Origin of the sequence: Flavobacterium sp. (assembly GCF_039595935.1) — a bacterium.
Lineage (GTDB): Bacteria > Bacteroidota > Bacteroidia > Flavobacteriales > Flavobacteriaceae > Flavobacterium.
The window spans coordinates 2722009-2735668 of record NZ_JBCNKR010000006.1; the positions used below are offsets into that span (position 1 = coordinate 2722009).

The 13660-nt window shown below is 35.2% G+C and carries 12 protein-coding genes; 7 read left to right on the forward strand and 5 right to left on the reverse strand.

The window, feature by feature from the left end; genetic code table 11:
• Window positions 1-8 precede the first annotated feature (8 nt).
• Both ABDW27_RS21560 and ABDW27_RS21565 read left to right on the forward strand, forming a co-directional pair.
• The gene (locus tag ABDW27_RS21560) at window positions 9-818 is read left to right on the forward strand and encodes a protein-glutamate O-methyltransferase CheR (protein WP_343697784.1); all 810 of its coding nucleotides are present in this window, start codon (window positions 9-11) and stop codon (window positions 816-818) included.
• Window positions 800-1387, forward strand: a complete 588-nt coding sequence (locus tag ABDW27_RS21565) for a chemotaxis protein CheB (RefSeq protein ID WP_343697785.1) — start codon at window positions 800-802, stop codon at window positions 1385-1387. The genes ABDW27_RS21560 and ABDW27_RS21565 overlap by 19 nt, the downstream gene beginning before the upstream one ends.
• 1 nt (window position 1388) lies before the next feature.
• On the opposite strand, the gene ABDW27_RS21570 is transcribed toward ABDW27_RS21565, so the two are convergent.
• On the reverse strand, window positions 1389-2162 hold the full coding sequence (locus ABDW27_RS21570) for a porin family protein (RefSeq protein ID WP_343697786.1): 774 nt from the start codon (window positions 2160-2162) through the stop codon (window positions 1389-1391).
• Between the two features lie 9 nt (window positions 2163-2171).
• Window positions 2172-3293, reverse strand: coding sequence for a hypothetical protein (locus tag ABDW27_RS21575; RefSeq protein WP_343697787.1), 1122 nt, complete (start codon window positions 3291-3293; stop codon window positions 2172-2174).
• A gap of 256 nt (window positions 3294-3549) precedes the next feature.
• Here ABDW27_RS21575 and ABDW27_RS21580 point away from each other — a divergent pair, with 256 nt between their 5' ends.
• From ABDW27_RS21580 to ABDW27_RS21600, 5 genes are all read left to right on the forward strand, one after another.
• A complete protein-coding gene (locus tag ABDW27_RS21580; RefSeq protein WP_343697788.1) occupies window positions 3550-3873 on the forward strand; it encodes a DUF6660 family protein in 324 nt (107 codons plus the stop codon).
• Between the two features lie 109 nt (window positions 3874-3982).
• The gene (locus ABDW27_RS21585) at window positions 3983-7096 is read left to right on the forward strand and encodes a CusA/CzcA family heavy metal efflux RND transporter (RefSeq protein WP_343697789.1); all 3114 of its coding nucleotides are present in this window, start codon (window positions 3983-3985) and stop codon (window positions 7094-7096) included.
• A gap of 109 nt (window positions 7097-7205) precedes the next feature.
• A complete protein-coding gene (locus ABDW27_RS21590) occupies window positions 7206-8444 on the forward strand; it encodes a TolC family protein (RefSeq protein ID WP_343697790.1) in 1239 nt (412 codons plus the stop codon).
• Between the two features lie 2 nt (window positions 8445-8446).
• Window positions 8447-9664, forward strand: coding sequence for an efflux RND transporter periplasmic adaptor subunit (locus ABDW27_RS21595; RefSeq protein ID WP_343697791.1), 1218 nt, complete (start codon window positions 8447-8449; stop codon window positions 9662-9664).
• A gap of 327 nt (window positions 9665-9991) precedes the next feature.
• A complete protein-coding gene (locus tag ABDW27_RS21600; RefSeq protein ID WP_343697792.1) occupies window positions 9992-11989 on the forward strand; it encodes a heavy metal translocating P-type ATPase in 1998 nt (665 codons plus the stop codon).
• Between the two features lie 103 nt (window positions 11990-12092).
• Here the strand turns inward: ABDW27_RS21600 and ABDW27_RS21605 are convergent, their stop codons facing one another.
• From ABDW27_RS21605 to ABDW27_RS21615, 3 genes are all read right to left on the reverse strand, one after another.
• Window positions 12093-12509, reverse strand: coding sequence for an arsenate reductase ArsC (locus tag ABDW27_RS21605; protein ID WP_343697793.1), 417 nt, complete (start codon window positions 12507-12509; stop codon window positions 12093-12095).
• Between the two features lie 129 nt (window positions 12510-12638).
• Window positions 12639-13112 carry a DUF6428 family protein gene (locus ABDW27_RS21610; RefSeq protein ID WP_343697794.1) on the reverse strand — a complete coding sequence of 158 codons (474 nt, stop codon included), beginning with the start codon at window positions 13110-13112 and terminating at the stop codon, window positions 12639-12641.
• A 58-nt stretch (window positions 13113-13170) separates the two neighbouring features.
• The gene (locus tag ABDW27_RS21615; protein WP_343697795.1) at window positions 13171-13497 is read right to left on the reverse strand and encodes a metalloregulator ArsR/SmtB family transcription factor; all 327 of its coding nucleotides are present in this window, start codon (window positions 13495-13497) and stop codon (window positions 13171-13173) included.
• Window positions 13498-13660 lie beyond the last annotated feature (163 nt).

Consider the following 13660-nt stretch of genomic DNA (forward strand, 5'->3'; position numbering starts at 1 on the left):
ATGAAATTATGATTGAGGATATTGAGCTGGAAACACTTATTAATGAGGTCTACGAATATTATGGTTTTGATTTTGGAAGTTATTCAAGAGCTTCCTTAAAAAGACGCGTTTACAGAGTATATCAACTCGACGGTTTTAAACATTTTCATGATTTTCTTTCCAGAGTTCGTACAGACCCGGAATATTATAAAAGAATGGTTGACGAAATCACGGTAAATGTAACCGAGATGTTTCGCGACCCGGCTTTTTATACTGTGCTCAGAAACGAAATCTTACCTCAGTTAGGTACAAAACCTTTTATCAGATTATGGCATGCCGGCTGCTCTACCGGAGAAGAGGTATATTCGATGGCGATAATGCTGAAAGAAGCCGGATTGCTTCATAAATCTCTCATTTATGCAACAGACATTAATGCAACGGTTTTAGAAACGGCCAAAAAAGGTATTTTTCCGCTTCGAATGATGAAAGAGTATTCACAAAATTATCGTGATGCAGGCGGACAGGAAGACTTTTCGAGTTATTACACCGCCAATTACGGAATAGCCAAATTCAACGAAGAGCTTTCTCAAAAAATGGTGTATTCGCAGCACAATTTAGTTTCAGATACATCGTTCAATGAATTTGACATGATTTTGTGCCGCAATGTTTTAATATATTTTGATAACGAACTTCAAAAAAGAGTCATTAATCTATTTGATGAAAGTTTAGCTGTTTTAGGGTTTCTGGCCTTAGGCACAAAAGAAACTATAAAATATTCTATTTCTCCGGGCAAATACAAACAGTATGAAAAAGAGAAAATATGGAGGAAAATAAAATAATAGTATCAGACTGCAAATTAGTAATAATAGGAGGTTCTGCGGGGAGTTTAAATGCCTTAATGCAGATATTACCGGGATTACAAAAACTAAATAATTTTGCAATCGTAATCGTTCTGCATCGAAAAAGCACCGACGACCAGACATTAGAAGAACTTTTAACTCTAAAATCCAGTGTTGCGGTAAAAGCAATCGAAGATAAAACCGCCCTAAAGTCTGGTTTTGTGTATGTTGCGCCTTCAAATTATCATTTATTATTTGAAAATGACGATACATTTGCACTTGATACTTCAGAAAAAATCAATTACAGTCGTCCAAGTATAGACGTTTCATTTGAATCGGCTGCAGAAGTTTATGGAAATTCATTAATAGGAATTCTTTTTTCCGGCTCAAATACGGATGGAACTGAAGGTTTAAAGGCGATTCACGCTGCCGGCGGAACAATTGTAGTTCAAAATCCGCTTTCGGCAGATATGCCTTTTATGCCCAATAATGCCATTTTGTTTACAAAACCCGATTATATTTTAAATAATAAAGAGATACTTGAATTTCTAAATTCAATCAATACCTGATTTATTTGTTTGGTTTTGGAGCTTCGTCTTCCGGAAGAATAATTTTATTTAATTCAGCCTCTTTTTCAGCTCTTTTTTGCGCCGCTTTTCCTTTTCCAATAGGTATTCCGGCAGTTAAATACAAAGACCGGTTATAAACATTTGGCCCGTCGCCTTTCATTACAGGTACCAATCCGTAGTAATATTGAATCGTAATATTCAAACCGTTACCCACATTCATGTGATAACCTGTTCCAAAAGCAATTCCGGCATCAATAACCCGAATTTGATCTCTGATTTTGTTTTTGTAAACAACATCATTTTTATTGATTTCATTTTTAAATTCATCAAAAGCAGAAGCCAAAAGTCCAAACTGCGGTCCGGTTTTAAGATAAATTCTATTTTTAAACTGATACTTAATTAAAATAGGAACATTAAAATACCGAATCTCACGATTCACAGTTCCGCCTGCAAACGTATTGTCCAGATTTTCATCTTCTAAAGAATAAACCGGAATATGGCGCGCACCCATTGGCGATTTTACAATAACTCCGGTATTAATCATCCAGGCAGGATTTTGTTTGGATCTAATGTCAAAATAAAAACCAAGATTAAAACCGGGATTCATTCCCGAACTTTCAAGATTAGAAATATCCGAAAGATTAATACCGCCCTCTAAACCAAATTCTAAAAAAGGAGAATTCAGTTTATCACCAAAAATCAAAGAAATCAGTACTTGAGATTTTGCCTGATTGATACAAAAAAAAGTGACGAGTAATAATAATACTTTTTTCATAATCAGGATTTATAATCCAAATCGATATTGAAGACCGCCTAAAACCTGTGTACGGCTTCCTAAAAAGCCAGCTTCAACTCTCAGCATAATATGTTTATTATATTGATATTGAGATCCAATGATGAAATTCCACATATCTTTTGGAGCTTTCTGAAGTGAATATTGTACGGTTGATTGATCTGCAGTACTCAAAGCACCATCTAAATGAGTTAAAAAAGTTCCGGCTCTTTCTAAAGCACGGTTAGCAGTATCATGTTTCGCAATATTTATCGGATTAGCCTGCTGTGCCGGAGTTAATCCGTTCCACCAGGTATCAACTTTTTGCTGATTTTCAGATACTTTTGCCAATCCGTCATCTACTTTACCTTGCGCTGTACTTAAATCAAAAATATCCGAAAGTGCAATATTTCCATTGGTATCACCAGAAATATGAACTCTGAAACCGCCCACCCAAACGGCAATATTTTGGTCTGGTTTGTTAAATTTAAAAGTCTTACCTAATCTTGGACCAAAAATATAAGAGAAAGCAGGTTTATCTAAAGAGCTAATATCGGTCCAGGCCATATTCATATCTAGTGCAAACCAGCCGCCGCCAATACCAATAGTAGGCGTCATTCCAAAACCAAAAGTGGTGGCGTTAAAATTGGCTTTCGTACTAAATGAAGCAACCTGCGACCAGTTATTATCAGCATCGGGAACCCAGATTCCGGCATTAATTTTTGTAGCTGAATTAGCTTTTCCAAAAATTCCGTAAATATTTAAAAATGGCAAAAGCCAAATATCGGGTCTAATGGTTAAGGCTCCGGCTTCAACAGAAGATTTATCAAAACGAACAATTTCATCCAAATTAAACTGTGGACCATTGTTAAAACCTACTTCTAAATCATTAATAACAATTTCTGAATCCTGCCAAAAATAATTGATCGATAATCCGGCAGAATAAGGAAGATTATATCCTTTTTGGGCTACTTTTTCGCCCCAAATTGGCAGAGCGTATGGGTATTCTTCTGTTTTAAGACTGTCTTTTAATTCCTGATTTTTTTGTCCTACGATTTTATCCGTATAAACCTGAGCAAAAAAAGGAACACTAAATAATAAAAAAAGGGCTGATATTAGTTTTTTACATTTCATTGATTAGAGTATTAATTGATTAAAATAAAACTGCTTAAATAAATATGTACTAATGTATTCTGAAGGAATTTCGGCTTGATTTTTATTTATCGGTGTATAGAAATAAATAATTTAAGAGGGTATATTATGCGTTAATTAGTGTTAAAGTTAACTAAAATTTCTTTTCTTTAGAATTATTTTTAAAGAAAAGTGTTTAAAATCAGAGCATTGCAATATTTTTTTTAACTGAAAAGAATAAAGTATTATTTTTACAGTCATGAAATGGATCGCTGTATTAATGTCAATCTACCTAATGGCACTTTCAAATATGCCCTGTGCAGATATGGAAGTAAACAGTGCTATGCATAAAACGGCTCAGTTTTCATCAGAAGACAGTCATTCGCACGACAAAGACAATGATTTATGTTCCCCATTTTGTGCCTGTAATTGCTGCGGTGCACAGGTTTTAAGTTACCAGACTTCTGTAACTTACGAATTTCCTGCTGCTTATACTAAAATTTCAATTCCTTTACCAAGTTATAATTCCGTATTTATTTCGAACTTCTACGGAAAAATTTGGCAGCCCCCTCAAATAGCATAATGATAATGCCTGTTCGATAAAAATCGAAAACAGGCCAGAGAGTTGTGGACTTTCCACACATTTACAGGCAGTTTAATTGTCTAATTTCTCATGTCATTATATATTTCAAATGCTAGATAAAATCATTCAGTTTAGTATACGAAACAAGTTCGTCATACTATTATTTACCCTCGTTTTAATAGCGTGGGGAAGCTATTCTCTTAAACAATTACCGCTTGATGCCCTGCCGGACGTAACCAATAATCAGGTTCAGATTATTACAACTGCGCCAACATTGGCAAGTCAGGAAGTGGAGCAATTAATAACTTATCCGCTGGAGCAGGCCGTAAAAACAGTTCCGGATATTATTGAGCTCCGCAGTATTTCCCGTTTCGGATTATCTGTCGTAACAGTTGTTTTTGAAGATAATGTCGATATTTACTGGGCGCGAGAACAAATATTTCAACGCTTAAAACAAGCCGAAGAAAACATTCCGCCTTATGCCGGATCGCCGGAATTAGCTCCAATTTCAACAGGTTTAGGCGAAATTTACCAATATGATGTTTACGCCAAAAAGGGTTACGAAAAAAAATACGATGCAATACAGCTAAGAACCATTCAGGACTGGATTATTATTCCGCAACTGCAAGGCGTAAAAGGCGTTGCCGAAGTAAGCGCCTGGGGCGGAAAACTAAAACAATATGAAATTGCCGTTAATCCAAACACACTAAATAGTTTGGGCGTAACGATTACAGAAATCTTTGACGCCTTAGAAAAAAACAACCAAAATACCGGAGGTGCTTATATTGAAAAAGATCAATATGCGTATTTCATTCGCGGTGTCGGAATGGCAAAAGGCGTAAAAGATCTTGGCAATGTTGTAGTTAAAAACAGAAACGGATCTCCAGTTCTCGTGCGCGATGTTGCACAAGTTCGTGAAGGCGTTGCATTGCGTTACGGAGCTTCAACAAAAGATGGAAAAGGAGAAATTGTTTCGGGTATGGTTTTGATGCTCAAAGGCGAAAATTCGAGTGCAGTTGTTAATCGTGTAAAAGAGAGAATGGAGCAGATCAATAAAAGTCTGCCCGAAGGCGTAGTTGCCGAAGCTTTTATCGATAGAGGAAAATTAGTTGATAATGCTGTAGGAACCGTTACCAAAAACTTACTCGAAGGAGCATTAATTGTCATTTTTGTTCTGATTCTTTTTTTAGGAAATCTTCGTGCCGGATTAATCGTTGCATCGGTAATTCCGCTGGCGATGCTGTTTGCTATTATTTTGATGAATGCCTTTGGCGTAAGCGGAAACTTAATGAGTTTGGGCGCCATAGATTTCGGAATCATTGTCGATGGCGCCGTTATTATTGTTGAAGCTTCGATGCATCATTTGCAAAAACTCAAACGAAACAAAGAACTTTCGCAGGAAGAAATGGATGCTGAAATTTACAATTCGGCTTCCAAAATAAGAAACAGCGCGGCTTTTGGAGAAATCATTATTTTAATTGTGTACTTACCAATTCTGGCTTTAATAGGTACAGAAGGAAAAATGTTTAAACCAATGGCAATGACGGTTGGTTTTGCCGTAATTGGTGCATTTGTACTTTCGTTAACGTATGTGCCAATGATGAGTGCTTTATTTCTTTCGAAAAAAACCGAACACAAAGAAAACTTCAGCGACAGAATGATGCTTTGGTTTGAAAACCTTTATACACCATTTTTGAATAAAGCATTAGAATTTAAAAAAATAGTGTTAGGAATTGCATTAGGTTTATTTGCTTTGGGATTAATCATTTTCAATAATATGGGCGGCGAATTTATCCCAACAATAGAAGAAGGCGATTTAGCCATTAACGCCAGTATTATGACCGGAAGTTCGCTTTCGCAGATGGTGGAAACGGCGACTAAATACGAACAGATTTTAAAAGCCAAATTTCCCGAAATAAAAACCATCGTAACCAAAATAGGAAGCGGAGAAATCCCAACCGATCCAATGCCGATTGAAAGCGGTGATTTGATAATCGTTTTAAAAGATAAAAAAGAATGGAAAGGCAAATATCATAATTGGGAAGAAATCGCAAACGCCATGAAAGAAGAAATGGAAGTAATTCCAGGCGCAAATATTGAGATTTCGCAACCTATTCAAATGCGTTTTAACGAATTAATGACCGGAAGCCGAAGCGATATTGCAATCAAAATTTTTGGTGATGATTTGGAAATTCTGGATTCAAAAGCATCAGAACTGATTTCGAAAATAAAAAACATTGAAGGAATTGGAGATCTAAAAGCCGATAAAGTAACCGGATTGCCTCAAATCACAATTAAATACGATTACAATAAAATTGCTTTATACGGATTGAATATCTCAGATATTAATCAAATTATTCGTTCGTCATTTGCCGGAGAAAGTGCGGGAAAAATCTACGATGAAAGTAAACGATTTGATGTTGTGGTAAGAATGAATGAAGACAATCGCGGTGATATTACCGATGTGAGTAATTTGTTTATTCCATTGCCAAACGGACAACAGGTTCCGCTTTCGCAAGTGGCGGCTGTAGATTACGAACAAGGTCCGGTACAAATTGTTCGTGAAGATGGAAAACGAAGAATAACTGTTGGTTTAAATGTTCGCGGCAGAGATATTAAAACTGTTGTAGAAGAAATTCAGCGGAAACTGGATAAAGATTTTAAACTTCCTGCGGGATATTATATTACATACGGCGGACAATTTGAGAATTTGATAGAAGCTACAAAACGACTTTCGATTGCATTACCAATTGCTTTAGGTTTGATTTTGATCTTACTGTATTTTACATTTAAAAGCTATAAACAAGCACTTTTGATTTTTACAGCCATTCCTTTATCTGCCATAGGAGGCGTATTTGCGCTTTCGCTGAGAGGAATGCCGTTTAGTATTTCGGCCGGAATTGGATTTATAGCCTTATTCGGAATCGCGGTTTTAAACGGAATCGTCTTGATTTCGTATTTCAATCAATTAAAAACAGAAGGAATTTTAGATCCCCTTCAAAGAGTTATAATCGGAACCAAAACCAGATTACGTCCCGTTTTGATGACTGCAGCCGTAGCTTCATTAGGATTTTTACCAATGGCATTGTCGACAAGCGGCGGGGCAGAAGTACAGAAACCTTTAGCAACCGTAGTTATCGGCGGTTTAGTCTCGGCAACCTTATTAACCTTAATCGTTTTACCGATTTTGTATTTAATGCTGGAGAGATTTAACCGCAAATAAAATAATTTCTCTCGCAGATTTAGCGGATTAGGCAGATTTAATTTCTGATTATAATAAATGATAATCTGCTAAATCTCCAAAATCTGCGAGAGTTAAAAAAATAAACGAAATGAGAAACTCAATATATAAAAATCAATCAAAAATACTTTACTGCCCATTTCTACCGGGATTGATGTTAATTACATTCCTATTGGCAAGCACATTAACATCGGCGCAAGCCAAAATATCCTTAGAAAAAGCAATAGAACTTGCCAAATCAAACAACATCGACTTAAAAATTGCCGATAAAGAAATAGAACGACAAACCGTTTTAAAGAAAACAGCTTTTCAGCCAGATCCTTTGCAGGTTCAATATCAGGGCGGACAGTTTAACAGTGTCGATTTTGACCATAATGTTTCGGTTCAGCAGTTTTTTCCGTTAGGAAATGTCACAAAAGCCAATAGACAATTGCAGGAAGAATTGGCAAAACTGGCCGAAAAACGAAAAGCGTTATCATCTTATGAACTTGAAAAAGCGGTGACTTTGGCTTATTATCAATATTTATACGGAATTTCGATTCAAAGATTAAACTCAGAATTGAATGAGATTTACACCAAATTCCTAAAGAACGCCGAACTCCGTTTTAAAACCGGAGAAAGCGGCAATATTGAAGTAATAAGCGCGAAAGCCAAAGTAAAAGAAATCGAAACCCAAAAGGAACAATTAATGTACGATTTGGCGATTTACCAAAAACAGCTTCAGTTTTTTGTGCAGACAAATGAAAATATCATTCCGGATGAAACGACTTCGCTTAAATATCCATTTATTGAAAATAAGGATTCAAAAGCTGAGAGTTTAATGACAGACTTTTATCAGCAGCAAATTTCGGTTTACCAAAAAGAAGCCGGAACGTTTAAAGCCAACCGAACTCCAAAACTAGGTTTGGGTTATTTTGCGCAGACGATTAACACCGAATCTTTGTTTCAGGGGGTTACCGCAGGATTACAGATTCCACTTTTTGGTGGCGTAAATTCGGCGAAAGCCAAAGCTGCAGAAATCAGTGTTTTGCAGTCGCAATTGGCATTAGATAAAAACAAAATTATTATGAATCTGCAAAAAGAAGAATTGCAAAACAATTTTCAAAAACAGCAGAAAAACTTAGATTATTATCAGAATGAAGGTTTGCAATATGCGAATCAAATTATTGAAACGGCGCAGAAAAGTTATGCCAACGGCGATATGAGTTATTGGTCGTACATCAGTTTTTTAAATCAGGCAATTGATATTAAAAAACAACTCGCAGAAGCCACGCACAATTTTAATCAAAGTGCTATCGAACTTCAATTTCCAACCATCAAAAATAATTAAAAATGAAAATAAGTTTAACCGCAAAGTTCACAAAGATTTTAGCGCAAAGTTCACAAAGAAAATTAGCTTATAGCTTACTGCTTATAGCTTATAGCGGAATATTAATTTCCTGCAATGAAAAGAAAGTAGAAGAAACCCACGAAGAAGAAAAAACAAGCACAGAAGTAGCTTTAACGGAATCACAATACAAAACCGTAGGTATCGAAACAGGTTTTGTAGAAAACAGAAATCTTAATAAAATCATTAAAGCAAATGGTTACACAACTGTTCCACCGCAAAATTCTGCTGAAGTTTCGACTTTAATTGGCGGAACGGTAAAAGACATTTTTGTTTTGGAAGGAACTTATGTCAATAAAGGAAAAGTTTTGGCAACGATTCAAAATTTGGAAGTTATCGAAATGCAAGAAGAATACCATTCGGCAACAGCCAATGTTGAATATTTACAGTTAGAATATAATCGCCAGAAAACATTAAGCGACGAAAATGTGAATCCGAGAAAAACATTTCAGGAAGTAAAAGCTAAATTGGCTGCCGAAAGAGCCCGCGCACAGGCAGCAAAAAATAAATTAGAAGCGTTGCATGTTTCTACAAAAGGAAGTTCTTCTGTAGTGCCAATTGTTTCGCCTATAAACGGTTATGTAGGTAAAATTAATATTGCCAAAGGCGCTTTTGCTCAAACGGGAGTTTCTTTATTTGAGGTTGTAGACAATAGTCAGATGCATTTGGATTTGAATGTTTATGAAAAAGATTTAGGTTCAATTTCGATTGGTCAGGTGATCGATTTTGTGTTGACAAATCAATCGAATAAATCAATAAAAGGAAAGATTTTCGGAATCAATAAATCTTTTTCTAACGAAAGTAAAACAGTTGCCGTTCACGCTAAAATTGAACCGGCGGATGCAAAAGATTTAATTCCGGGAATGTATGTTTCGGCAAATATCAATATTACGAATGCAACTGTTCCGGCTTTGCCAAAAGACGCTGTTGTTCGAAATGCCGATAAATATTTTGTTTTTGCTGAGGAAGAAGAACATAAAAATGAGAAAACAAAAGAAAAAGAAATTCACTTTAAAGCAATTGAAGTTATTCCCGGCACAACAGATTTAGGTTTTACAGAAGTGAAGTTTGTTGAGAAGATTAATTCGAATGCCAAAATCGTTACTGAAGGTGCTTTTTATCTGCTTTCTGCAATGAAGGGCGGAGGAGAGCACGAGCATTGATTTTTTTAAGGTTCTGAGATGCTAAGGTTCTAAGGGACTGAGGTTTTTTTCTCATTTTATGTCATTTCGACGAAGGAGAAATCTGCACAAGTAACTCCGCAACGAAAGTCTAATCTTTGTCGAGCTTCTTGCGCAGATTTCTCCTTCGTCGAAATGACAAATTTTACGCTTAATTCTCCAAAAAAACTTTGCGACTCTGCGACTTTGCGAGATTAAAAACAAATTTAACTTAGAATAAATTGCCGCAAAATGATTAAATTTAGAGCATTATTTTAAACAAAGTTTACGGAACCAAAAACCTGAAACTTTAAACTTGAAACTCCAAAAATGATACATCAAGATAAAGAAATAAAAACCACAAAAAATAAGTCCAAACCTTCCTGCTGCTGTTCTCACGACGAACCTGTGCATACAGAAAATGACGGGCATGATCACGGTCACGATCATGAACATGAAGTTGAAGGAAGCTTGTTTAAAATGTTTCTCCCGTCTATAATATCCTTTATTTTATTGCTTATAGGGATTGGTTTTGATAACTATTTTCCGCAAAGCTGGTTTTCGGGATATGTTAGAATTGCCTGGTATGTTATTGCATATCTTCCGGTTGGACTTCCGGTTTTAAAAGAAGCTTATGAAAGCATTGTAAAAGGCGATGTTTTTTCAGAGTTTTTCCTGATGTGTATTGCCACAATTGGAGCATTTGCCATTGGAGAATATCCTGAAGGTGTTGCAGTTATGCTATTTTATACCATTGGAGAAACATTTCAGGGAATGGCAGTTACAAAAGCAAAATCTAATATTAAAAGTTTATTGGATCAGCGTCCTGATGAGGTTACGGTTTTGGAGAACAATACTGCTGTAAAAATAAAAGCAAAAGATGCTAAAATAGGCGACATTATTCAGCTAAAAGCGGGAGAAAAACTTGGATTAGACGGCGAATTATTATCAGATTCAGCTTCGTTTAATACGGCAGCTTTAACCGGAGAAAGCAAACCTGATACGAAAAAGAAAGGCGAAACCGTTTTGGCCGGAATGATAAACGGAAATACAATTGCTGAGGTAAAAGTGACAACGGCTTACAATGACAGTAAGCTTTCGAAAATACTCGAATTAGTACAAAATGCAACGACTAAAAAAGCGCCTGCAGAATTATTCATTCGAAAATTTGCCAAAATCTACACGCCAATTGTAGTGTATCTTGCAATTGCAATTTGTTTACTGCCAATGCTTTTTGTCGATAATTATGTTTTTAGCGACTGGTTATACAGAGCTTTGGTTTTTCTGGTTATTTCTTGTCCATGTGCTTTGGTTATCAGTATTCCTCTGGGTTATTTTGGCGGAATTGGTGCTGCAAGTAAAAACGGAATTCTGTTTAAAGGAAGCAATTATCTGGACAGCATTTCGAAGATTCAGAATGTCGTTATGGACAAAACCGGAACAATGACCGAAGGTGTTTTTAAAGTTCAGGAAGTGATCATTAAACCTGATTTTGATAAAGAAGAAATCCTGAAACTGGTTAATGTTTTAGAAGGAAAGAGCACGCATCCCGTTGCAACGGCCATTCATAATTATGTTGGAGTAATTGATTCTTCTATTGAATTACAAAATGTTGAAGAAATCTCAGGTCACGGTTTAAAAGCTGAAATTTCCGGAAAAGAACTTCATGTTGGGAATTTTAAATTGCTGGATAAGTTTAATATTTCTTACGATATTGATCCAAGTTCAGTAGTTTATACCACGATTGCAATTGCTTATGATAATAAGTTTGCCGGTTATTTAACCATTGCAGATGAAATTAAAGCAGATGCTCAAGAAACCGTTTCAAAACTAAAATCATTAGGCGTAAAAGTAACAATGCTGAGTGGAGATAAAACAAATGTTGTTCGGTTTGTTGCTGATAAACTCGGAATAAAAAATGCTTTTGGAGATTTGCTTCCGGAAGATAAAGTCAATAAAGTAAACGAAATTAAAGCCAAAAACGAAACCGTAGCTTTTGTGGGTGATGGCGTAAACGATGCGCCTGTAATTGCTTTAAGTACCGTAGGAATTGCAATGGGAGGTTTAGGCAGCGACGCCGCAATTGAAACTGCCGATGTTGTGATTCAGGATGATAAACCGAGTAAAATTGCAATGGCTATTAATATTGGAAAACAAACCAAAAAAATCGTTTGGCAAAATATTACTTTGGCATTTGTCGTAAAAGCTTTTGTATTGATTCTTGGCGCCGGCGGACTTGCCACAATGTGGGAAGCCGTTTTTGCCGATGTTGGCGTTGCTTTATTAGCAATTTTAAATGCAGTCAGAATTCAGAGAATGAAATTTTAGAATAATGGTTAATTGTTAATTATGAATTATGAATTATGAATTATGAATTATGAATTATGAATTATGAATTATGAATTACCAATTAACCATTAACCATTAATAATTAACAATCATTTTTAGAGAACTGTTCACAAAACGCTTTAATCGTTTGTCTCACAGTTCTAAACTCCTGTAAAATTTCTTCTTCAGTTCCTGTTGCTTTAGCGGGATCATTAAAGTTTTGATGTATTTTTTGAGCTTTTGATGGAAAAAATGGGCAGCGTTCTTTTGCGTTATCACAAACCGTAATTACAAAATCAAATTCTATATCCTGATATTCATCGATATGATTTGAAGTATGATTTGAAATGTCAATCCCATCTTCTTTCATAGTTGCGATTGCCCTGGGATTAACTCCGTGGGTTTCAACACCGGCGCTGTAAACTTCGGCTTTGTTTCCTAAAAAATAACGTAAATAACCTTCGGCAATCTGGCTTCTGCAGCTGTTTCCCGTGCAAAGCACTAAAATTTTCTTTGTCATAAATTTAGACTAATAACCAAATGAGATTGATAATGCAGAATTTCGGTTCAAAGCCAAAAATAAGCTGCAATACAATAACAGATGTTGTTATGATAATAGGTTTCTTGTATTTAATTATTTGGTGTTTCATTAACAGCATCCGGAGTTTGGAGAACAACTATTGGCTTCATTTTTATAAAGTTCCGTTAAAGCTATTTTTTCTTTTGCAGAAGGAACTTTACATGCATCTTGAGCCAGACAGGCAGTCGTTTTATTTTTTAAGATAAAATGAGTTCCGTTAAATTCTAAACCATATCTGCCAATTGTTTCATTTTGATATTCAACTTCAATTTCAAAATCGCCAATACCTAATTTTTCTTCTGATAAATTAATAATATGTAAAAGTTTACCCGGTTTCAGTCTGTGTTCAAAATCATTGGCATTCCACAACTGAAAATTAACCGCTTTTTCATGGCGAATAACCCCGCCGCAGTCAATAAAATCTTTACTGGTAATTCCCACTTCTGTTACGTGAAAATGTTCAGGAACAAAATTTCCGTTTTCTAATTGAAAGATAACATTTTCCAAATCTGGAAGAATGTTTTTAATGTCTGATAGTTTCATTGTATTTTGTTTTATAGTTATAATGCAATATTGCGATATAGATATTTAAAAAAATGCCTTAACAGCACTTTTGTTCTTTTGTAACAGCTATAATATTAGAGAAATAAGTTTTTAAAACGTCAAAAGTAGTTTCATCAATACAATAACAAATAGCATTCCCTTCGATATTTCCTTTTATAAGTCCGGCATTTTTTAATTCTTTAAGATGCTGTGAAACTGTAGGCTGTGCTAAAGGAAGTTCATTAACAATATCACCGCAGATACATTCATTTACTTTCAATAGATATTCAATAATTGCAATTCTGGCAGGATGCCCTAAAGCTTTGGCAATAGTTGCTATTTGATTTTGTTTGTCTGTAAAATGTTCTGTTTTAGAAGCTCCCATTTTATTTTTAATTTTAATATAGCAATATTACGATATAGTTTTTTGTAAAACAAATTATTAACATAAAAGTTTATAAACTATCTTTTTTTGATATACTTATGGCGTATAAACAATATTATAATTATTAAATTGGAAGATATTTGTAGTTAATTAAAAAATAAAA